The following is a 21,931-nucleotide window of genomic DNA, read 5'->3' on the forward strand; positions in this document are numbered from 1 at the left end:
TTAATTTGGTAAAAATAGAAATGGAATAAAAAGAGGAGTTGCCTCCTCTTTCATAGGAGATAGTTAACAATTCAACAAACCTCTAACCAAAGCCAAATATAAAGCAAGGCAATTCATTATTTGTTGAAGTTAATCATACTACGAGAAAAACCACACATAATCAACAAAATAAAAACAATTAATATACATACATCACAAAAAACAAGTTATTCACAATTTGCTACCACGATAAACATAGTTTGTGGATAATATGAGATTTATCCCATGAATAAGCCTTGATCTTAACTTGTATAGTTTTATCGTTCGATAGCCATGTGGATAACTAGGCTATTTGATCTCAGCTTTTACCGCGATAGATCCAGAAAGATCACAAAAAAAGATCGCATCTAACTTCATGATCTATCTTATAAAGACAACATTACCCACAGAGATCGGGGTCTCTAATAAAAAAGATCAATAAAAAGATCTTTCTTTAAATAGATCTTATATGATCTACTATCTGCGATCTTTTGATGATCAATTTATCCTTTCCTAATCGAAACGAAACAAGTTAAAATGAACGGCTTTTTCGTTGATCGAATCAGATCTTTTTGTATTGATAGAGGTGAAAAGAGGTCAAAATGCTCTACCATGAAGCATTCGATGTTATTGTGATCGGTGGCGGTCATGCAGGCACAGAAGCTGCTTTAGCTGCTGCTAGAATGGGAATGAATACCCTGTTGCTGACACATAATGTAGACACCCTTGGACAAATGTCCTGTAATCCTGCAATTGGTGGGATTGGTAAAGGTCATCTTGTGAAAGAAATCGATGCACTTGGTGGAGAGATGGCCCGAGCGATAGATCATGCAGGGATCCAATTTAGAACTTTAAATGCTTCAAAAGGTCCAGCTGTTCGCGCAACGAGAGCACAAGCAGATCGCCAACTTTACAAAGCAGCGATCCGTACAAAACTTGAAAATCAACAAAACTTGAAGATCTTTCAGCAATCTTGCGATGATCTGATCGTTGAACAGGATCGTGTTGTTGGTGTCGTTACTCAAATGGGACTTCGGTTTCAAGCAAAGACAGTTGTGTTAACTGTAGGAACATTTCTTGGAGGTCAGATTCATATTGGCCTTGAAAACTTTTCTGGTGGCCGCGCAGGCGATCCGCCATCCATTGCTTTAGCGAACCGATTAAGAGAATTGCCTTTCCGAGTTGATCGTTTAAAAACTGGCACCCCACCAAGAATTGATGCGAAATCAATTCGTTTTGATAAGATGCAAGCGCAGCCAGGTGACACTCCAACACCTGTATTTTCTTTCATTGGATCGTCAAAAGATCATCCGCAACAAATACCGTGCTATATCACTTATACGAATGATAAAACCCATGAAGTGATCCGCAATAACTTAGATCGTTCTCCGATGTATGCGGGGGTGATTGAAGGAATTGGTCCTCGATATTGTCCTTCTATTGAGGATAAAATCATGCGGTTTGCAGATAAAGATCGCCATCAGATCTTTGTTGAACCAGAAGGGTTAACGACGCATGAAGTATACCCAAATGGCATCTCCACAAGCTTACCATTTGATGTGCAATTAGACATTGTTCGTTCAATCGAAGGGTTTGAAGAAGCACATATCACAAGGCCTGGTTATGCGATTGAATATGACTTTTTTGATCCCCGTGATCTAAAGTCATCATTAGAAACAAAATTTATACACGGCTTGTTTTTTGCAGGGCAAATCAACGGAACAACAGGTTACGAAGAAGCCGGTGCACAAGGTTTAATTGCCGGTATGAATGCCGCGTTGCAAGCGCAAGGCAAAGAATCTTGGTCTCCACGTCGAGATGAGGCCTACATCGGTGTTTTAATCGATGATCTATCGACTTTGGGTACGAAAGAACCATACCGAATGTTTACAAGTCGAGCGGAATATCGTCTTCTACTTCGCGAAGATAACGCTGATATTCGATTGACAGAAAAGGGTCGTGAACTCGGTTTAGTTGATGATCATCGCTGGCAGATCTTCAATGAAAAAATGGAAGCGATCGAACGGGAGCATCAGCGTATGCGTGAAAGCTGGATCCATCAAAAACACCCAGCATTGGATCAGATCAATACGTTGTTGAAATCGCCCTTAACGCGTGAAGCGAGTTTGGCAGATCTCGTCAGACGCCCAGAAGTTCGGTATAACGATTTAATGCAAATTGATGGTGTTGGTCCTGCCCACACAAATCAGCAGGCTGCTGAGCAAGTAGAGATCCAGATCAAGTACGCAGGTTATATTGATCGTCAAAAAGATGAAATTGCGAAACAACAACGTCATGAACTGACACGACTTCCTGCTGACTTCGATTATGCGATAGTCAGTGGTTTATCGAATGAAGTGATCGCGAAACTCAATGACACCAAACCAGAAACGATCGGCCAAGCTTCTCGAATTTCAGGGATCACTCCTGCTGCGATCTCTCTTCTGCTGGTTTATCTCAAAAAACAAGGTTTACTTCGTAAAACCGCTTAAGGTGACTCGTGAAAGAATCGTTCATTTCTTTATTGGATCAGACAGGTTTATCCCTGTCTGAACAACAAATTCAACAACTCCTCGATTATGTTGCTTTGCTTGATAAGTGGAATCAAGCCTATAATTTAACTTCTGTGCGAGATCCAGAAGAGATGCTGACAAAGCATATTCTAGACAGTCTGGTTGTTTCATCTCACTTGAATCCAGGGCATTATATTGATGTTGGTACTGGCCCCGGGCTTCCTGGTGTGCCATTGGCGATAGCCCGTCCTGATTGCCAGTTTGTTCTACTGGATAGCCTTGGCAAACGGATCCGATTTTTAAAGCAGGTGAAACATCAACTGAAATTGGAGAATATTGAACCTGTTCAGTCACGGGTTGAGCAATATAGCCCAGATGTCACTTTACAGGGTGTACTCAGCCGTGCATTTGCTTCTCTTTCAGATATGGTAAACTGGTGCGCTCATTTAATTAAGCCAGGCCAGGAATTTTTGGCACTCAAAGGTGTCGCATCACAAGAAGAAATTGATCAGCTGCCTGATATTGTTGAAATGAAAGAAATCATTCCTTTGGATGTACCAGGCCTCAATGCTGAGCGTCACTTAATCAAAATAACAAAGCGCGGATAGGATCCATTAGGGGACATTGTGGCAAAAATAATTGCGATCGCGAATCAAAAAGGCGGTGTTGGTAAAACAACCACATCTGTCAACCTCGCTGCATCAATGGCAGCGACAAAACGGAAAGTTTTATTGATCGATCTTGATCCCCAAGGCAATGCGACAATGGGATCTGGTGTTGATAAGTATGACGAGCCTGCGACTTGTTATGAACTTCTCGTTGAAGAATCCCCTTTTGAAGAGGTTGTGATCCAAGAAACTTCTGGCCATTACCACCTCATTGCTGCTAATTCCGATGTTACTGCATGTGAAGTCAAGCTGATGGAAATGTTTGCGAGAGAAGTTCGTCTTCGCAATGCGCTTTCCAAAATTCGAGATCGTTATGACTATATCTTTATCGACTGTCCGCCTTCACTGAATATGCTCACCGTCAATGCCATGGCTGCCGCTGATTCAATTTTGGTTCCAATGCAATGTGAATACTATGCACTTGAAGGCGTCACTGCCTTACTCGATACGATAGAAAAATTAGCCGCAGTGGTAAATCCGGCTTTGCAGGTAGAAGGCGTACTTAGGACAATGTATGACCCGCGTAATCGATTGGCGAACGATGTTTCTGAACAACTGAAACGTCATTTTGGGGATAAAGTATACCGTACGGTCATCCCAAGAAATGTCCGTCTGGCCGAAGCGCCAAGTTATGGTGTTCCTGCCATGCATTATGATAAGAGTTCTGCTGGTGCTAAAGCTTATTTGGCGCTGGCAGGAGAAATGATCCGCAGAGAAGAAAACAAGCGACAAGCACCAAAAGAGGCTGTTGCTGAAGTTTAAAGCGAGAATGACTATGTCTAAGAGAAACAGAGGCTTGGGTCGAGGTTTAGATGCGCTGTTGACTTCTTCACACCCGCCAAAATCCACAACAAATGAACTCAAAGTTGAAGCTGAAAATACAGTACCATCAGATGGTGCTTTAAAAACTATTCCCGTTGAATTTCTAGAGCCCGGAGCTTATCAGCCTCGAAAGGATATGTCCGCAGAGGCGTTGGATGAACTTGCTGGCTCAATTCAAGCACAAGGGATCATTCAACCAATCGTTGTTCGACAGTTAGCAAATGAGAAGTACGAGATCATCGCTGGTGAACGCCGCTGGAGAGCATCTCAAATGGCTGGTTTGGACGAAGTACCCTGTTTGATCCGAGAAGTTGCTGATCATGCTGCGATTGCAATTGCACTCATTGAGAATATTCAGCGTGAAGATCTCAATGCAATGGAAGAAGCTGTTGCACTCTCTCGTTTAATGAATGAGTTTTCTCTTACGCATCAGCAGGTTGCAGAATCTGTTGGAAAGTCTCGAACGACAGTCACCAATTTATTGCGTCTCAATCAACTTAATGAAGACGTCAAAAAGCTGTTAGAACATGGCGACTTAGAAATGGGTCATGCAAGAGCGTTGTTATCCCTTGAAGGTCCATTACAATCTGAAGCTGCGGCTCAGGTCGTCGCCAAAGCGCTGACGGTTCGAGAAACAGAAAAGTTGGTAAAACGCCTTCAACAACCATTAAAAGAAGTCGTAGAGAAAATAAAAGACCCTGATGTACAGCTTCTCGAGCAACAATTATCCGAATCAATCGGGTCAAACGTCCGTATTCAGTACAATGACTCAGGAAAAGGTAAACTCGTGATTTCTTACGCTTCTTTGGATGAATTGGACGGAATTGTTTCTCGGATAAATCCGCTAGAATCTGAAGACATCCCCGCTTAGAGCGAAATAGGATGTAAAACCATCTCTTTTCTTTTGCAGATCGCTTGCAAAAAAGTGCTGACAAGGTATACTTTCGCCAGTTTTTTGTGTCCAGATTTTGGACTGAAAAGAGAGGTTATCAGCAAGTGACCGCTGTTCTAGCCAGACCAAGGCGAAATGCTGCGTTAAAAGTTGTTTTTTGCCAGAGCCTGGTCACAGTGTTCGTCACTGTGATAACAACATTTGGATGGGGGATGCCGAGTGGCCTGTCTGCCCTTTGGGGTGGCGTATGTGCAACTTTCCCTCATTTCGTGTTTGTTTTATTCGCATTTCGATATAGTGGTGCCCGTTCTTCAAAACTGGTTGCACAATCGTTTTTTCGAGGGCAAACACTAAAACTGCTTTTGACAGCTGTGTTATTCACTATGGCATTTAAAATGCAGGATGCAATCCCAGAGCCTCTTTTTTTGAGCTTCATTGCTGCGCTAGTAACACAGTGGTCCGCACCAGTTTTCTTTCAACTACAAAAATTAGGATAAACAATGGCTGCAGGTGGAGAACTGACAAGCACAGGTTATATCAAGCACCACTTGACCAACTGGTCTGTTGGTGAGGGATTTTGGACTTGGCATGTCGATACTTTAGCATGGTCAATTGGTTTAGGTATTTTGTTTATCAGCCTATTTCGCTACGTTGGGGTGAGAGCAACGACTGGGGTTCCCGGAAAGTTGCAATGCTTCATCGAGATGATAGTGGAATTCGTGGATGATAACGTCAAAAGCACCTTCCATGGCCGGAATCCTATTATCGCACCCCTCGCGTTAACCATCTTCGTATGGGTTTTCTTAATGAACCTCATGGATTTGGTCCCTGTTGACTTCATTCCTGTGCTTGCGCAACAAATTGGCGCTGCAATGGGATATGATCCGCACCACGTGTACATGAAAATTGTACCGACAACGGATCTAAACATGACAGTTGCATTGGCGCTTGGTGTATTCACCCTGATGATTTATTACTCGATTAAAATCAAAGGTGTGGGTGGTTTTGTTAAGGAATTAACAATGCATCCGTTCAATCACCCGGCATTTATTCCAGTGAACTTCATTTTGGAGACCGTGACGTTGCTCGCGAAGCCACTTTCATTGGCATTGCGTCTATTCGGTAACCTGTATGCGGGTGAGCTTATCTTCATTCTTATTGCTCTTCTTGGTTTGTACCAGCTGCCACTCCACTTCCCGTGGGCGGTATTCCATATTCTGGTCATCGTGTTACAAGCCTTTATTTTCATGATGTTAACCATCGTGTACTTGAGCATGGCTCACGAAGATCATTAATAAAAAGATTTCATTTTAACTTTAACTTTAAAAATTACATTTGGAGATTCTGATGCTAGAACTTAAATTTGTTGCTGTGGCAATCCTTATCGGTCTATGTGCACTTGGCCCTGCGATTGGCTTCGGTATTCTTGGTGGAAAATTCCTTGAGTCTGCTGCTCGTCAACCTGAACTTGCACCACAACTTCAAGTTAAAATGTTCATCGTTGCTGGTCTTATCGATGCGATCGCAATGATCGGTGTTGCGATTGCTCTTTACATGTTGTTCGTTCTTTAATTTGTCGAAAATCCAACTTAGGTTAACGAACAATAATATAAAGGAGGAGCGGTCGTGAGTATCAACGCCACTCTCATTGGGGAATTGATTGCCTTTATCGTATTCGTATGGTTCTGCATGAAATATGTATGGCCACCATTGAATACAGCAATTGAAGATCGCCAGAAAAAAATTGAAGAAGGTCTAAAGCAAGCTGATTTGGCAGAAGAAGACCTGAGGCATGCTCGCGAAAAAGCGAAAGAGCAGCTGAAGGAAGCTAAAGCACAAGCAGCTGAGCTTATTGAGCAAGCGAAGAAGCGTGCGTCGCAGATCCTTGATGAGGAAACGCAAAAAGCGCATGAAGAACGTGAAAAAATCATTGCTCAGGGCCACTCGGAAATCGAATCTGAACGTAATCGTGCTCGTGAAGAGCTACGTAAACAAGTTGCTGTTCTAGCGATGACCGGTGCCGAGAAAATTCTTGAGCGTCAAATCGACGAAACTGCGCACAGCGATATCGTTGATAAATTAATAGCTGAGCTGTAAGCCGGGAGGGCATTATGTCGGAAATGACTACCATCGCTCGCCCATATGCTAAAGCAGCTTTCGAGTTTGCTGTTGAAAAAGGCACAGTAGACGAATGGGCGGAAATGCTGTTCTTTGCTGGTGAAGTCACGAAAAATGAGACGATGAAATCGTTTCTTTCGGGATCCGCTTCTGCAGAGAATGCAGCAGAGCTTTTTGTGAAAGTCTGCGGCGAACAACTCAACGAATATGGCCAGAATCTTGTCAAGATCATGGCTGAAAACGGACGCTTGCCAGCAATGTCAGCTGTCGCTGAACTCTATGCTGAATTCCGAGCTGAATACGCGAAAGAAATGACAGTTGATGTGATTTCTGCAACGACGCTTCCAGAAGCGCAAGTTGAAAAAATTCGTACAGCGTTGGAAAAACGTCTCGCGCGCAAAGTTAAGCTGAATTGCAGTGTTGATATCAATGTTGTCGGTGGTTTGGTGATCAAAGCGGGTGACACAGTCATCGATGGATCACTCCGCGGCAAACTCGATCGTCTTTCAACAGCATTGCAATCTTAATTGGGGAATAGAGCATGCAACTAAATTCCACTGAAATTTCTGAACTGATCAAATCACGTATTGAGCAGTTTGAAGTCGTCAGTGAAGCTCGTAACGAAGGTACTATCGTATCTGTTACTGACGGGATCATCCGTATTCACGGTCTTGCTGAATGTATGCAAGGTGAAATGATCGAGCTTCCAGGTAATCGTTATGCAATCGCATTGAACCTTGAGCGTGACTCAGTGGGTGCGGTTGTCATGGGTCCTTATGCGGATCTAAAAGAGGGTACAAAAGTAAAATCAACGGGTCGTATCCTAGAAGTCCCAGTTGGTCGTAATCTTCTTGGTCGTGTAGTAAACACACTGGGTGAGCCAATCGACGGTAAAGGCCCGATTGAAGCGGAAGGTTTTGAGCCGATTGAAAAAATCGCACCTGGCGTTATCGATCGTCAATCTGTTGATGAGCCACTACAAACTGGTTATAAGTCAATTGACTCCATGATCCCAATCGGTCGTGGCCAGCGTGAGCTAGTGATCGGTGACCGTCAGACGGGTAAAACTGCTTTGGCAATCGATGCGATCATCAACCAGAAAGATACAGGTATTAAATGTATCTACGTTTCAATCGGTCAGAAAGCTTCTACCCTTGCGAACGTTGTTCGTAAACTAGAAGAACATGGCGCGATGGATCACACGATTGTTGTTGCTGCAAACGCATCTGAGTCTGCTGCACTTCAGTACTTGTCTGCATATGCAGGTTGTACGATGGGTGAATTCTTCCGTGATCGTGGTGAAGACGCATTGATCGTTTATGATGATCTGTCTAAGCAAGCAGTTGCTTACCGTCAGGTTTCTCTACTTCTTCGTCGTCCACCTGGACGTGAAGCATACCCTGGTGACGTTTTCTATCTTCACTCTCGCCTTCTTGAGCGTGCTGCGCGAGTCAACACTGACTATGTTGAGCGTTACACTGATGGTGCTGTGAAAGGCCAAACGGGTTCATTGACTGCATTGCCAATCATTGAAACACAAGCGGGTGACGTTTCTGCATTCGTACCAACCAACGTGATCTCAATCACAGATGGTCAGATCTTCCTAGAAACTGATTTATTCAACTCTGGTATCCGTCCTGCGGTTAATGCGGGTATCTCGGTATCTCGAGTTGGTGGTGCAGCGCAGACGAAAATCATCAAGAAACTTGGTGGTGGTATCCGTCTTGCACTTGCTCAGTATCGTGAATTGGCAGCGTTCTCTCAGTTTGCATCAGATCTTGACGAAGCGACACGTGCTCAGCTTGAACATGGTCAGCGTGTCACAGAGCTGATGAAGCAGAAGCAGTTTGCACCAATGTCTGTTGGTGAAATGGCTGTTTCTATTTTTGCTGCTGAGAAAGGTTTCTTGAACGATATCGATGTGAGTAAAGTCATCGACTTCGAAGATTCATTGTTGTCTTTCATGAACAGCGAATACGCTGACTTGATGGCGAATATCAATGCATCGGGTAACTACGACAAAGAAATCGAAGCAACTTTAACCGAAGCGCTTGAGAAATTTAAAGCGACTCAAACTTGGTAAGGTTGCAGGTGGCCTCGAGCCACCTTTCGTTGAACTCGATTCGGAGATAAAGCCATGTCTGGCGGAAAAGAGATAAAAACGAAGATCGGGAGTATCAAGAATACTCAGAAGATCACAAGTGCGATGGAGATGGTCGCTGCGTCGAAAATGAAAAAGGCGCAAGATCGTATGGCCTCCAGTCGTCCTTACGCAGAAAATATGCGTAAAGTGATCGGTCATATCGCAAAAGGTAGCCTCGAATTTAAGCATTCCTATTTGGAAGAGCGCGAGGTGAAGCGAGTTGGCTACATCGTTGTTTCCACCGACCGAGGTCTTTGTGGCGGCTTGAACGCAAATGCATTCAAAGCAGTAACCAAAGATGTCGAAAAATGGCGCAACCAAGGTGCAGAAGTTAGCTTCGCAGCCCTTGGAAGTAAAGCATCTGCGTTATTTAGTAAGTTCGGTGGCGATTTAGTGGCACAAGCATCTGCCTTTGGTGACAAGCCTCATTTGCAGGATGTCATTGGTCCAGTCAAAGTCATGTTGGATATGTATGATCAAGGCAAAATAGATCGCTTATTCGTGGTGTACAACAAATTTGTCAACACGATGTCACAAACGCCAATGATCGATCAGTTATTACCTTTGCCAGCTTCAGATGAAGAAGAGCTAGGACACCGTTGGGACTACATTTATGAGCCGGATCCGAAAGTGCTGCTTGAAGCATTGATGGTGCGCTATGTGGAGTCACAAGTCTATCAAGGTGTTGTAGAAAATATTGCTTGTGAGCAAGCTGCGCGTATGGTTGCAATGAAAGCTGCAACAGACAACGCCGGTAACCTCATCGACGAGCTGCAGCTTGTGTTCAACAAAGCACGTCAGGCAGCTATTACACAAGAGCTATCTGAAATCGTGTCTGGTGCACAAGCGGTTTAGCAAAGGTAAACCAGAGAAAGAATTAGAGGAATGATCATGAGTCAAGGTAAGGTCGTCCAAATTATCGGTGCGGTTGTGGATATCGAATTTCCACAAGATGCTGTACCTCAGGTTTACGACGCGTTGAAGGTCACCGACGGTGAACTAACGGGTCTAACCCTTGAAGTACAACAACAAATTGGTGGTGGTGTTGTACGTACCATCGCTCTAGGTACTACTGACGGTCTTCGTCGTGGTATCGGTGTAGAAAATACTGGGAAAGCAATCCAGGTTCCAGTGGGTACGAAAACACTTGGTCGTATCATGGACGTGTTGGGTAACCCAATTGATGAAGCAGGCCCAATCGGTGAAGAAGAGCGTATGTCAATTCACCGTGAAGCACCAAGCTACGAAGATCAGTCAAATGCATCTGAGCTTCTAGAAACTGGGATCAAAGTTATCGACTTGATCTGTCCATTTGCGAAAGGTGGTAAAGTCGGCCTATTCGGTGGTGCAGGTGTTGGTAAAACCGTCAATATGATGGAATTGATCCGTAATATCGCAATCGAGCACAGCGGTTACTCTGTATTCGCAGGTGTTGGTGAGCGTACGCGTGAAGGTAACGATTTCTATCACGAAATGAACGAATCTAAGGTACTTGATAAAGTAGCCCTAGTTTACGGTCAGATGAACGAGCCACCAGGAAACCGTCTGCGTGTTGCATTGACGGGGCTTACAATGGCTGAAAAATTCCGTGATGAAGGCCGTGACGTCCTATTCTTCGTTGATAACATCTACCGTTATACACTCGCGGGTACAGAAGTATCAGCACTTCTAGGTCGTATGCCATCTGCGGTAGGTTACCAGCCGACGCTTGCAGAGGAAATGGGTGTTCTTCAGGAACGTATCACGTCCACAAAGACAGGCTCAATCACTTCAATCCAGGCGGTTTACGTTCCTGCGGATGACTTGACTGATCCATCTCCAGCAACAACGTTCGCGCACTTGGATGCAACGGTTGTACTTTCTCGTGACATTGCGTCACTTGGTATCTACCCTGCAGTTGATCCACTGGATTCAACTTCTCGTCAGCTTGATCCGCTTGTTGTTGGTCAAGAGCACTATGAAGTTGCACGTGGCGTTCAGAACGTTCTTCAGCGTTATAAAGAGCTGAAAGACATCATCGCGATCCTTGGGATGGACGAGCTATCTGACGAAGATAAGCAAGTCGTATCACGTGCTCGTAAAATCCAGCGTTTCCTATCTCAGCCGTTCTTCGTTGCTGAGGTCTTTACAGGAGCCTCTGGTAAGTACGTTTCTTTGAAAGACACGATTAGTGGCTTCAAAGGTATCCTTGAAGGTGAATTTGATGAGCTGCCTGAGCAGGCCTTCTACATGGTTGGTTCTATTGACGAAGCGGTTGAAAAAGCCAAAGATATGTAATCAGACCTTAGGAGGGTGACATGGCAGCTATGACTGTACATCTGGATGTCGTCAGCGCAGAGAATATGATGTTCTCTGGGCGTGTAGAATCTATCCAGGTGACGGGTAGTGAAGGTGACCTAGGTATCTACCCTGGTCATGCACCTTTACTGACCGCCATAAAGCCTGGAATGGTTCGTATTGTCAAACAACATGGACATGAAGAAATCATGTATGTTGCCGGCGGAATGCTTGAAGTACAGCCACATAATGTGACTGTACTTGCTGATACAGCAATTCGTGGTGAAGACCTAGATGAGCAGGCCGCTGAAGCTGCGAAGAAGCAAGCTGAAGAGGCAATCGCAAATCCTGGTGCTGACTTTAATTATGCAGAAGCTGCTGCAGAACTTGCGAACGCAATTGCTCAGCTTCGTGTCATTAAGACGATGCGTAAATAACGGACGACGGATAATCGAATCGAAAAAACCCTCGCATCGGCGAGGGTTTTTTAATGGCGGGCCCCAAACAATCCCTGAAGACGAAAAGCAATCCCATATTCTCTGCGAAAATCTCTTTCCCTTGGAAAATCCACAAATGGTTCAATCTCATAGTAAAGCCATTTACGAATAGACACCTGACGCCATCGAAAGAAGATATTGTAATTGTTTTCGCGATAATCCGGCTCATAATCCCCAGAAGCTTGAAACCCTTGTACAATCGCTGCATCATCCCCGATGGGACGAAGGTAATATAGACCTTGTCGCCACTCGCCATTATCAAATGACTGGCGATCAATCAGCCCATAGCTCCATCGTATCTCAGCCCTTCTACCGACTCCCCATGCTGAGTCAAAAACAACCCTGTGTCCAAACCCCTGGCCAATATAGTATTCAACAGCAGGTGAGATTTGAATACTCCAAAAGTCATCGATGAGTGGTTTTCGCCAGCGGTAAGACATTCGGCTATACACAGTACCATCCCCCAAGCCGATACGAGTCGAGAGATAATGTTCTTGACTTGAGCTATGAATAAATCGAATTGCCAAGTGATAATCTTCACTACTTTCTTTCTCATCGATTGGGTGGGTTTTATCCAGGGGTAATCGTTGAAAGTCTTCTTCCTCTGTATCTGAAATGATTAAATCAATACGATTCTGTAAACTTGGGAGACGGACCTTGATTCTAAATTTAACGGGGAAATAGCCCCAATTTCCAGTTCTTGGCTGCCACCCAATCGTGATTTTCCCCCAGGCTTTTGCTGACTCATCTATGGTTTCATCATCTTGAAAAGCACTATCCATCCAAGAAGCAGTGGAGAGTAATGATTCTGAGATTGTTTTTTCCAGTTCATCAAACCACTCGTCATTAATCTGATTCTGCACACAAAAGGCAGGGCCTGCCCAAAATAGAATTGTAAAGGCGAGAATATGTAACCATTTAAAAATCAATGAGATAAATGTAAGAAAACGTTTTAGGAACATTCGTCACTCTTTATCAGGTGATATTTCCATATATCTTCGTATAATAGAGCAAATTCTCTTACTATGGAGATGAAATTATGGGAATCGGTGGTGTCAGTATTTGGCAACTTTTAATTATTTTGGCAATTGTCTTATTACTTTTTGGTTCGAAAAAACTAAGAGGTCTGGGCGGTGACCTTGGCTCTGCTGTCAAGGGATTTAAAAACGCTGTGAAAGATGGAGAACAACCAGAAGAAAAACCGGCTGAGCAACAAAAAGCGGAAGAGATCACAGATCAGAAACGTGAATCTGTAGAATCAAGTGTGTCACAAAAGGATAAAGCTTAATGGGATTTTGGGAGCTTGTCGTCATTGCAGTGATAGGCCTTGTTGTACTCGGTCCTGAGCGGCTTCCTGTCGCGATAAGAACAATATCGCGCTGGGTTACGACGGTTCGTCAGTTTTCCAACGTTGTGAAGGCAGAAATTAACAATGAGCTCCGGATCCAGGAGCTTCATAAAAATTTAAAAGAAGCAGAGCAAAAAGGTATGAAGGATCTATCGCCTGAACTCCAAGCTTCTGTTGATGAATTAAAATCTGCTGCGGAAGACCTCCAGCAGCCGTATGCGAAAAAACCATCAGGAACGGTGCCTGATGCGTCTCAAAAGGCAAAGCATGACGCAAACGACTGAAACATCCCATTCATTTATCGATCACTTAATTGAGTTGAGAGGCCGATTGCTTAAAGCAGTCGTTTTTGTGATTTTGGTTTTTGCATGTCTCGCCTATTTTGCAAATGATATTTATCTTTGGCTCGCAACACCGATCATGCAGGCAATCCCTCAAGGGGCTACGATGATTGCAACGGATGTTGCTTCACCATTTTTTACGCCTTTTAAATTGACATTTGTTGTGTCAATTTTTGTTGCTATTCCTTATATTTTGCATCAAATTTGGGCGTTTATTGCACCTGGTTTGTACCAGCATGAAAAGCGACTCGTATTCCCATTACTTGTCTCCAGTACCCTGCTCTTTTATGCAGGAATTGCTTTTGCTTACTATGTTGTTTTCCCGATTGTTTTCCCATTTTTCGCTGGCACAGCATTGTCTGAAGTTCAATTAGCGCCAGATATCACCAGTTACCTTGATTTTACTTTGAAGATGTTTTTTGGTTTTGGTCTTGCGTTTGAGATCCCTGTTGCTATTTTGCTGATGATACTGACCGGGATGACGACGGTTGAGAGTATGCGGGAAAAAAGACCGTATATTGTTGTAAGTTTATTTGTGATTGCAATGTTTTTGACGCCGCCGGATGTTATCTCTCAGGTGTTGCTTGCGGTGCCGATGTGGTTGATGTTTGAAAGTGCGTTATTGATCGCAGTATTTTATCAATCACGCTCAAAGGAGGAGGAAATTCAAAATGAGAGCGAGTAATCCTATTTTTCTAGTGATTTATTCACTGTTGTGGACTTCAACTGCCAATGCAACAGAAGCAATTGAAAATTGCCAAAATATAAAAGACCCAGAGCACAGACTTGCTTGTTATGACCGGGCTGTTTCAAAGAAGCAAAAGCGTGAATCATCAGTGAAACAAGCACAACCTTCATCCCAATCACAACATCCCCCAATTCAATCTCTCTCCGCAAATATTCTTTCTGCAAAAAAACGTAAGCGTGGAGAATGGGAATTGCTATTGGATAATGGACAAAGATGGCTGCAAATTGACACTGATTATATTCAATTGAAAGCTGGCCAAGTTGTAACGATTCAAGCGGGTGCGTATGCCGGATATTACTTGAAAGTCGAAGGTGCTAACCGACAAGTTTCAGTCAAACGAATTTAATCGTTCTTAATCTATTGTAAGAGAAATAAAGGAGAGTCGCATGACGCAAGTATCTGCAGGCTTGTATCCATTTACGCGTATGAGACGCGCCCGGAGCAGTGAATTTTCGCGTCGCCTGATTGCGGAAAACCGTTTGTCCGTCGATGATTTGATTTACCCTGTTTTTGTATTGGAAGGGAAGCAAAGGCGTGAAACCGTCGAATCAATGCCAGGGGTTGAACGTCTCTCTATCGATAATTTACTTAAAGAAGCGGAAGAGCTTGTAGAGCTTGGGATCCCAGCTGTTGCTCTATTTCCTGTGACACCACAGGAGAAAAAGTCTTTGCTCGCAGAGGAAGCTTTCCATGAAGATGGACTTGCTCAAAAAGCAATCCGTGCTTTAAAGGAAGCATTTCCTCAACTTGGTGTGATTTCTGATGTTGCACTGGATCCATTCACAACGCATGGTCAAGATGGCATCATCGATGAAGATGGCTATGTTGTGAATGATGCTACGGTCGACACATTGATTAAGCAGGCAATCTCCCATGCGAAAGCTGGTGCTGATGTTGTTGCTCCTTCAGATATGATGGATGGTCGTGTTGGCCTTATCCGTGATGCTTTGGAAGAAGAAGGTTATGTGAATACGCAAATTATGGCGTATTCCGCGAAATATGCCTCAAGTTACTATGGCCCTTTCCGGGATGCGGTTGGTAGCGCAAATAACCTGTCAAAAGGCAATAAGAAAAGTTATCAGATGGACCCTGCCAATAGTGACGAAGCACTTCGCGAAATCGCGCTTGATCTGGAAGAAGGTGCGGATATGGTGATGGTGAAGCCAGGAATGCCTTATTTGGATATTGTTCGTCGAGTTAAAGAGACTTTTCAGGTACCCACATTTGCTTATCAGGTGAGTGGTGAATATGCAATGCATATGGCTGCGATTCAGCAGGGATGGTTAGATGAAGAAGCCGTGATTATGGAGTCCCTGATTGCTTTTAAGCGTGCAGGGGCTGACGGTATTCTGACTTACTTTGCGAAGCATGCAGCACGATATATCCGTCAACAAGGTTGATTTTTAGTTTGTCTGAGGGGGCGTTGCGTCCCTTCATTCCAGGTATTTAAAACCGTTGCCTCAAAAAGACGTACGCATATGCGTGATGCTGATATTTATTTTTTCTCATCTTATCTGCGATGCGACATTCATACTCCTCATAGATTTCTGATGCGTGATCTTTGACGCTTTCTAAAGCTTCATCCTGTGTGACCTTGTCTTTAATTTCATCGTGTTCGATCAGCTTTTTTGTGATTGCGAATGTTTGTTCTGCCAGCTCTTTTTTTACCTCTATTTTTATCTGCTCAACTTTTTTCTTTTCAAAAATCTTATAGGTGAAACGAACTTGAATAAAACTGACAACCATGATCAAAACTATAAATAGCATTAGCATGGGTTAAACCCTTTTAAATACTTTTGTAGTGGTTTTGCTGCGAAGACATAGAAAACAGAATATAACAGACAAAAAGTGACACAAAGATCGAGCACGAAGACACTATATTGATAAATCTCTGGCAGAATGTTTGTTTTAAAGATAACGCGATCGCACAGTCTGGCGACTTGCATAATTGTGAAAACAAGGTATATAACGGCGATAAAGCATGTCGTTCCTGATACTTGAGTTTGACTGACCAAGTGAAGTTGATAAAGGCAGTACGTTGCGGACATATTAATGAAGGATAATGTGATATACCAAAGGAAAATAGAAACTTTTTTATAGTGTGTTGCGAGTTCAATCAGATGATAACTGGCAAGTTGCATCATTACCGTTGCGGCAAAAACAATCCCTGATGTAATCAGTAGTGAACGGGATTGATGGCGCCAATTTAAAATCAGAAAAAAGAGTCCTCCCTGGATGATGACATTCATATTTCCAAAAGTAAAAAGCGACTTTTCAATTTCCTCCATTCCACTCCTCTTTGGAAATATATTCAGGCACTGAATACTTCTTTTGAACAGTATTCTGTGGAACGACTTTGATACTCGGCGTGGGTGATTGATCATATATCATTGCTTTTTCTCTTCCTTGGAGTTGGAATGATAAAGAGTATCGTTTTCTGCTCAATAGGTTACTTCTCTGATTAAACCCTCATCGAGGATGTCGTTAATCTTTTCCCTCATGCTTTTTTCCATTTTCTATGCGTATTTTAGGGGATCCATTCATCTCACTCATCAAACTAAAGGATGTTTTTAGCGGTAGTTTAAAACCCATACCTTACAGCTTAAGCTCTTGATTTAAATGATATTAAAATATGAAAGTAAAAGCTTTTTGAACTCGGAAGTTAATACTATATGATTAAATCGAGAGAAATGTAGTATGAGCCTAGCCCCATACTACTTTATTGGATGGAAGAAGCATTAAGATGATGACTGAGTCAAATGCTTCTTCGGAGTGTGACAGGATGCGTCCATTCGAAGAAGCCAACCGCAGTTTTTTTGGTACTGAATTTCTTGTTCTAATTCAGCCTTGGTCAGCGGGTGTTGTTCAAGCCAGTCAGGATCAATGCTGACGGTGAGTTCATCATCTATCACTGATAACTTAGCTTTCGGAAGTACTTCATCTTGGCGTCTAAGAGAAAGCAGAACTGCGAGCCTTAAGATCCGTGTTAACCGACCAGCGAGCAATGGTGAAGTCATGGTTTGTCGGTCGACAATTTCTCTTGCAATATCCTGTCGATGGTTATGAACAAGTGCGATCAGTAGTTTATGTTGTGCTCGTGTAAATCCAGGCATATCCGTATTTTCGAGAATATATGCAGCATGGTGCTGATGCTTCTTATAATGGATCAACAAGCCTAATTCATGGAGTTGTGCAGATGCACTTAATACGTCAATCCCATCAAAATCTGACAGCGCCCACTGCGCATTCACCTGATAAGCGAGTTGGCAAGCAAGATTCGAAACCCGCTTAGCTTGATGCTTGTCCAGATGGTAACGGATCAGAAGACTGCTGAGCGTTCTTTCTCGGATATTCCGCTGCTGAAGTTTAGGAAGCATGCTATAGAGGAGACCTTCTCGAAGTGCGCCTCCTGACAATGTCATTCCCTGAATATTTAAGCGCTCAAAAATTGCAATGAGGATCGCGAGGCCGCTTGCAAAAACAAGTTTTCTTTCTTCAGACAGCCCTTGGATATTAAGCCTGTCGATATGCCCGCAAGCAATCGCCTGTTCTTTGATTAAGTGAAGGCGCTCAAGGGTGATGACTTCATCGAATCCTTGTGCAATGAGGATTTCTTGAAGTGCCTGAACACTTCCGGAAGCACCGACAGCACTGGACCATCCTGCATCCACAAATTCATCGACATAAGGTGAAAGGACTTCCCTTGCCGCTTGTGTTGCTTCTGAAAAAGCTTGCTCTGTCAGTTTGTGATCTGGAAAGAACTTCTCAAGGAAAGTGACACAGCCAATATCTAAGCTTTGTAGTGCGAGAGGCTCGAACTTGTAACCAACAATCACTTCAGTACTTGCGCCACCAATATCGACGACAATGCGATTATCAGCAGAAGAAGATGTATGCGCGACACCAAGATAAATTGTTTTCGCTTCATCTTCACCAGTGATGATTTGAATGGGGTGCTTGAGGATTGACTCTGCTTTTTTGAGAAATACGGAGACATTTTCTGCAAGTCGTAATGTTGCAGTCCCAACAATCACGATATTTTCTGAAGGAATATCCTGTAGTTGCTCAGAAAATAAAGAAAGGCACTCCCACCCTCTTTCCATTGCGACTTGGCTGAGTTGATTGTGAGCATCGAGGCCGGAAGCCAGGCGTACTTTTCGCTTGACACGACTGATCACCTGAACGCTGCCAGCGACAATTTTCACCATTTTCATATGAAAAGAGTTGGAGCCTAAATCAATGACTGCGTAAATATCTTGATGTAGCCTTTTTCGATTCACCGTATTTTACCTATCTTTGACGTTTACGGTGTCGATTTTGTGAGTTGGGGTGACGGCGATTTTGATCGACGCGGCGTTTTGTTCGCGCTGTTCGATGGCGTTGAAAGTTTGGTGGTTCAATATCATCGAGTAATGCGTCTCGATCATATCCCATTGCTGGGATTGCATGCCCAATGTACTCTTCGATTGCTGGTAAGTTATAGACATAACTCTCACAGGCAAAACTGATTGCTAATCCACTTTGCCCAGCGCGTCCTGTCCGCCCGATACGGTGAACATAGTCTTCAGGATCGTCCGGTAAGTCATAGTTAAAGACGTGCGTCACTTTTGGAATATGAAGTCCACGTGCGGCAACATCTGTTGCAACGAGAATGTCTAAGTGACCCGCGGTGAATTGCTCTAGAATGCGAATACGTTTCTTTTGTGGAACGTCACCAGTCAGTAGTCCGACACGGTGCTTATCAGAGATCAGCCACTGGTAGACTTCTTCACATGCATGTTTTGTGTTTGTAAAAACAATGGCTTTTTCAGGCCACTCCTCTTCCATTAATGTGAGTAGCAAAGGCATTTTATCATCCGCTGAAGGATGAAAAATTTCTTCTAAAATGCGTTTGTTTGTCATGCTCTGTGGTTCGATATGAACATGTTCTGGTTGATTCATATGCTCGTAAGCAAGCTCCTGCACACGTAATGATAAAGTTGCAGAATAAAGCATGTTCAATCGCTGCTCAGGCGGTGGCATTCTTCTGAAAATATAACGAATGTCTTTGATGAAACCCAAATCAAACATCCGATCGGCTTCATCAAGGACGACAACTTCGATGTGATTCAGTGAGTAAGCTTTTTGCTTGTAGAAGTCGATGAGACGCCCGGTTGTACCAATAAGAATATCAATTGAATTTTCCTGGAGCTTTCGGCGTTGATCTTCGTAATTTTCGCCCCCATATACCAGTCCTAATTCGATCCCTGTTGCTTGAGAAAGCTGTTTTGCGTCATTATATATCTGAATAGCCAACTCACGCGTTGGTGCCATGATAAGTGCTCTTGGGCCATTCGTCGCAGCAGCTTTTTGAGTTAATAGTTGATGGAACGTTGCGGTAAGAAACGCAATGGTTTTACCTGTTCCTGTTTGTGCTTGCCCTGCAACATCACGCCCATCTAAGGCATGAGGCAGGCTAAGCGCCTGAATTGGAGTACATTTATCAAACCCCATTGCCTGAAGGCCCGATATCACTTGTGGTGAAATTGGGAGTTCGGCAAACTTTTTGTCGGTTAAGTGTGTTTCGCTCATGGGGCTAAGGATAACTTGTAAACTTGCAATAAGGAACAGGATCACGTAAATACCCTTATATTAGTGTGCATAAAATGAGATTATGCCGTTCGGAGAATGAAGATGAGCGATAAAATAGTTGAGCTAAGCGATGACCGCTTTGAAGCTGATGTACTCAGTGCAGATAAACCAGTTTTAGTTGATTTTTGGGCCCCTTGGTGTGGACCTTGTAAGCTAATTGCTCCACTTCTTGATGAAGTTGCTGAAGAGTTTGCAGATAAATTAACGATCGGAAAACTCAATATCGATGATAACAATGCAACACCTGCAAAGTTTGGTGTTCGTGGTATTCCGACACTGGTTCTATTTAAAAATGGTGAGGCTGCAGCAACGAAAGTTGGTGCAATGTCGAAAAATCAATTGGTTGATTTTCTAAACGAGAACCTATAATCTCCCCCCCAAGGAAATCAGGAATGGTGTATTTTTCACCTTTCCTGACATTAAATCTGGACGGACTCGTGGTTAGCTGCTAACTTATAGCTCGAATGACCGTTCTGTTTTGCTGTTCACGAAGTCAATTTCCCTAACCTTTTTCGAGATAATCTCTACCGCAAGAAATATTTAAGACCCACCGTTATGCATTTAAGAGAACTGAAGAATAAAACGATTAATGAGTTGGTCAGCTTGGCCGAAAAAATGGGCCTTGAGAATGTTGCCCGCTTACGCAAACAAGATATAATTTTCGCAATTCTAAAAGCCCACGCTAAAAGTGGTGAAGACATCTATGGTGATGGCGTTTTAGAAATTTTGCAGGATGGATTTGGTTTCCTTCGTTCATCTGACTCTTCTTATCTTGCAGGCCCTGATGACATATACGTTTCTCCCAGCCAGATCAGGAGATTTAGCCTGCGAACGGGTGATACGATTTCTGGTATCATTCGTCCACCAAAAGAAGGTGAACGTTATTTTGCACTATTGAAAGTCAACGAAGTCAACTTCGGTAAGCCGGAAAGTGCAAGAACCAAAATTCTGTTTGAAAACCTAACACCACTGCATGCCAATGATCGCCTCGTTATGGAACGCGGCAATGGCAGTACAGAAGACATCACTGCGCGTGTCCTTGACCTTGCTTCACCAATTGGTAAAGGTCAACGTGCATTGCTTGTTGCACCGCCAAAAGCGGGTAAGACGATGTTGCTGCAAAATATTGCGCAATCCATCGCTGCCAACCATCCAGAATGTCAGCTTATGGTACTTCTGATTGACGAGCGTCCAGAAGAAGTCACCGAGATGCAACGTCTTGTATCTGGTGAAGTTATCGCATCTACATTTGATGAACCAGCAAGCCGTCACGTACAAGTTGCTGAAATGGTCATTGAAAAGGCGAAGCGACTTGTTGAGCATAAAAAGGATGTTGTCATCCTTCTTGACTCAATTACGCGTCTTGCTCGTGCGTACAACACCGTGATCCCATCTTCAGGTAAAGTCCTGACTGGTGGTGTTGATGCAAATGCGCTACATAAACCAAAGCGCTTTTTCGGTGCGGCACGGAATGTTGAAGAAGGTGGTAGCTTGACGATTATCGCAACAGCGCTGATCGATACAGGTTCGAAGATGGATGAAGTTATCTACGAAGAGTTCAAAGGAACAGGTAACCTTGAGTTACACCTGAATCGTAAGATTGCTGAAAAGCGCGTCTTCCCTGCAATTGACTTCAACCGCTCTGGTACGCGTCGTGAGGAGCTTTTGACTTCTAGTGAAGAGCTTCAGAAGATGTGGATCCTGAGAAAGATTGTCCATGATATGGGCGAAATCGATGCAATGGAATTTTTGATTGATAAATTGGCGATGACCAAAACCAATGATGAATTCTTTGAAGCGATGAAGCGCCAAAAAGGCGGCTAAATGGCTGATGAACCAGCATGCCCTTAGAGCTGCATGCTGGTTTTCCCTCCCTTCTCACCGTATAATGCAGGCTTCTTTTTCCAATCAATTC

25 protein-coding genes are annotated in these 21,931 nt (G+C 43.5%); 20 read left to right on the plus strand and 5 right to left on the minus strand.

Annotated elements, in window-relative coordinates; genetic code table 11:
- Nucleotides 1-620 precede the first annotated feature (620 nt).
- The 13 genes from mnmG (at nucleotide 621) to C505_RS0103745 (ending at nucleotide 11,888) form a co-directional block, all read left to right on the plus strand.
- The gene (gene mnmG, locus C505_RS0103685) at nucleotides 621-2,510 is read left to right on the plus strand and encodes a tRNA uridine-5-carboxymethylaminomethyl(34) synthesis enzyme MnmG (protein WP_018691236.1); all 1,890 of its coding nucleotides are present in this window, start codon (nucleotides 621-623) and stop codon (nucleotides 2,508-2,510) included.
- 8 nt (nucleotides 2,511-2,518) lie between these two features.
- Entirely contained in the window at nucleotides 2,519-3,139 is a 621-nt protein-coding gene (rsmG, locus tag C505_RS0103690) for a 16S rRNA (guanine(527)-N(7))-methyltransferase RsmG (protein WP_018691237.1), read from the plus strand.
- A gap of 18 nt (nucleotides 3,140-3,157) precedes the next feature.
- Complete coding sequence (locus C505_RS0103695; RefSeq protein ID WP_018691238.1) at nucleotides 3,158-3,961, plus strand: ParA family protein; 804 nt, start codon at nucleotides 3,158-3,160, stop codon at nucleotides 3,959-3,961.
- A 13-nt stretch (nucleotides 3,962-3,974) separates the two neighbouring features.
- Nucleotides 3,975-4,892, plus strand: coding sequence for a ParB/RepB/Spo0J family partition protein (locus tag C505_RS0103700; RefSeq protein WP_018691239.1), 918 nt, complete (start codon nucleotides 3,975-3,977; stop codon nucleotides 4,890-4,892).
- A gap of 125 nt (nucleotides 4,893-5,017) precedes the next feature.
- Nucleotides 5,018-5,410, plus strand: a complete 393-nt coding sequence (locus tag C505_RS0103705) for an ATP synthase subunit I (RefSeq protein WP_026317716.1) — start codon at nucleotides 5,018-5,020, stop codon at nucleotides 5,408-5,410.
- 3 nt (nucleotides 5,411-5,413) lie between these two features.
- The gene (atpB, locus tag C505_RS0103710; RefSeq protein WP_018691241.1) at nucleotides 5,414-6,208 is read left to right on the plus strand and encodes a F0F1 ATP synthase subunit A; all 795 of its coding nucleotides are present in this window, start codon (nucleotides 5,414-5,416) and stop codon (nucleotides 6,206-6,208) included.
- A 52-nt stretch (nucleotides 6,209-6,260) separates the two neighbouring features.
- Complete coding sequence (atpE, locus tag C505_RS0103715; RefSeq protein ID WP_018691242.1) at nucleotides 6,261-6,485, plus strand: F0F1 ATP synthase subunit C; 225 nt, start codon at nucleotides 6,261-6,263, stop codon at nucleotides 6,483-6,485.
- 54 nt (nucleotides 6,486-6,539) lie between these two features.
- Nucleotides 6,540-7,010, plus strand: a complete 471-nt coding sequence (gene atpF, locus C505_RS0103720; RefSeq protein ID WP_018691243.1) for a F0F1 ATP synthase subunit B — start codon at nucleotides 6,540-6,542, stop codon at nucleotides 7,008-7,010.
- Between the two features lie 14 nt (nucleotides 7,011-7,024).
- Nucleotides 7,025-7,558, plus strand: a complete 534-nt coding sequence (gene atpH, locus C505_RS0103725) for a F0F1 ATP synthase subunit delta (protein WP_018691244.1) — start codon at nucleotides 7,025-7,027, stop codon at nucleotides 7,556-7,558.
- A 14-nt stretch (nucleotides 7,559-7,572) separates the two neighbouring features.
- The gene (gene atpA, locus C505_RS0103730) at nucleotides 7,573-9,114 is read left to right on the plus strand and encodes a F0F1 ATP synthase subunit alpha (protein ID WP_018691245.1); all 1,542 of its coding nucleotides are present in this window, start codon (nucleotides 7,573-7,575) and stop codon (nucleotides 9,112-9,114) included.
- Between the two features lie 54 nt (nucleotides 9,115-9,168).
- A complete protein-coding gene (atpG, locus tag C505_RS0103735) occupies nucleotides 9,169-10,029 on the plus strand; it encodes a F0F1 ATP synthase subunit gamma (protein ID WP_018691246.1) in 861 nt (286 codons plus the stop codon).
- Nucleotides 10,030-10,065: 36 nt separating this feature from the next.
- A complete protein-coding gene (atpD, locus tag C505_RS0103740; protein WP_018691247.1) occupies nucleotides 10,066-11,451 on the plus strand; it encodes a F0F1 ATP synthase subunit beta in 1,386 nt (461 codons plus the stop codon).
- 20 nt (nucleotides 11,452-11,471) lie between these two features.
- On the plus strand, nucleotides 11,472-11,888 hold the full coding sequence (locus C505_RS0103745) for a F0F1 ATP synthase subunit epsilon (RefSeq protein WP_018691248.1): 417 nt from the start codon (nucleotides 11,472-11,474) through the stop codon (nucleotides 11,886-11,888).
- 50 nt (nucleotides 11,889-11,938) lie between these two features.
- Here C505_RS0103745 and C505_RS0103750 read toward each other — a convergent pair whose 3' ends face one another.
- The gene (locus tag C505_RS0103750) at nucleotides 11,939-12,910 is read right to left on the minus strand and encodes a hypothetical protein (RefSeq protein WP_018691249.1); all 972 of its coding nucleotides are present in this window, start codon (nucleotides 12,908-12,910) and stop codon (nucleotides 11,939-11,941) included.
- 77 nt (nucleotides 12,911-12,987) lie between these two features.
- Between C505_RS0103750 and tatA the strand changes: the two genes are divergently transcribed.
- From tatA to hemB, 5 genes are read left to right on the plus strand one after another with little or no spacing between them, the layout of a single operon-like run.
- Nucleotides 12,988-13,236, plus strand: coding sequence for a Sec-independent protein translocase subunit TatA (gene tatA / locus C505_RS0103755; RefSeq protein WP_018691250.1), 249 nt, complete (start codon nucleotides 12,988-12,990; stop codon nucleotides 13,234-13,236).
- Nucleotides 13,236-13,580 carry a Sec-independent protein translocase protein TatB gene (tatB, locus tag C505_RS0103760; protein ID WP_018691251.1) on the plus strand — a complete coding sequence of 115 codons (345 nt, stop codon included), beginning with the start codon at nucleotides 13,236-13,238 and terminating at the stop codon, nucleotides 13,578-13,580. The genes tatA and tatB overlap by 1 nt, the downstream gene beginning before the upstream one ends.
- Nucleotides 13,564-14,322 carry a twin-arginine translocase subunit TatC gene (tatC, locus tag C505_RS0103765; RefSeq protein ID WP_018691252.1) on the plus strand — a complete coding sequence of 253 codons (759 nt, stop codon included), beginning with the start codon at nucleotides 13,564-13,566 and terminating at the stop codon, nucleotides 14,320-14,322. Before tatB ends, tatC begins: the two co-directional genes overlap by 17 nt.
- Nucleotides 14,309-14,731, plus strand: a complete 423-nt coding sequence (locus C505_RS0103770) for a hypothetical protein (RefSeq protein ID WP_018691253.1) — start codon at nucleotides 14,309-14,311, stop codon at nucleotides 14,729-14,731. Before tatC ends, C505_RS0103770 begins: the two co-directional genes overlap by 14 nt.
- 40 nt (nucleotides 14,732-14,771) lie before the next feature.
- Nucleotides 14,772-15,785, plus strand: coding sequence for a porphobilinogen synthase (hemB, locus tag C505_RS0103775; RefSeq protein ID WP_018691254.1), 1,014 nt, complete (start codon nucleotides 14,772-14,774; stop codon nucleotides 15,783-15,785).
- Between the two features lie 46 nt (nucleotides 15,786-15,831).
- Here the strand turns inward: hemB and C505_RS0103780 are convergent, their stop codons facing one another.
- From C505_RS0103780 to rhlB, 4 genes are all read right to left on the minus strand, one after another.
- Nucleotides 15,832-16,158 (minus strand): hypothetical protein, encoded by a 327-nt coding sequence (locus tag C505_RS0103780; protein ID WP_026317718.1) that lies wholly within the window; start codon nucleotides 16,156-16,158, stop codon nucleotides 15,832-15,834.
- A complete protein-coding gene (locus C505_RS0103785; RefSeq protein WP_018691256.1) occupies nucleotides 16,152-16,673 on the minus strand; it encodes a hypothetical protein in 522 nt (173 codons plus the stop codon). Before C505_RS0103785 ends, C505_RS0103780 begins: the two co-directional genes overlap by 7 nt.
- 450 nt (nucleotides 16,674-17,123) lie before the next feature.
- On the minus strand, nucleotides 17,124-18,665 hold the full coding sequence (gene gppA, locus C505_RS0103795) for a guanosine-5'-triphosphate,3'-diphosphate diphosphatase (protein ID WP_018691258.1): 1,542 nt from the start codon (nucleotides 18,663-18,665) through the stop codon (nucleotides 17,124-17,126).
- Nucleotides 18,666-18,675: 10 nt separating this feature from the next.
- Nucleotides 18,676-19,956, minus strand: a complete 1,281-nt coding sequence (gene rhlB, locus C505_RS0103800) for an ATP-dependent RNA helicase RhlB (RefSeq protein WP_026317719.1) — start codon at nucleotides 19,954-19,956, stop codon at nucleotides 18,676-18,678.
- A 102-nt stretch (nucleotides 19,957-20,058) separates the two neighbouring features.
- Here rhlB and trxA point away from each other — a divergent pair, with 102 nt between their 5' ends.
- Together trxA and rho are read left to right on the plus strand one after the other, a co-directional pair.
- Nucleotides 20,059-20,385: a thioredoxin TrxA gene (trxA, locus tag C505_RS0103805; protein ID WP_026317720.1), complete on the plus strand. Its 327-nt coding sequence runs from the start codon at nucleotides 20,059-20,061 to the stop codon at nucleotides 20,383-20,385.
- Nucleotides 20,386-20,571: 186 nt separating this feature from the next.
- Nucleotides 20,572-21,840, plus strand: a complete 1,269-nt coding sequence (gene rho / locus C505_RS0103810) for a transcription termination factor Rho (RefSeq protein ID WP_018691261.1) — start codon at nucleotides 20,572-20,574, stop codon at nucleotides 21,838-21,840.
- Nucleotides 21,841-21,931: the final 91 nt, after the last annotated feature.

Source organism: Algicola sagamiensis DSM 14643, from assembly GCF_000374485.1.
Taxonomy (GTDB): domain Bacteria; phylum Pseudomonadota; class Gammaproteobacteria; order Enterobacterales; family Alteromonadaceae; genus Algicola; species Algicola sagamiensis.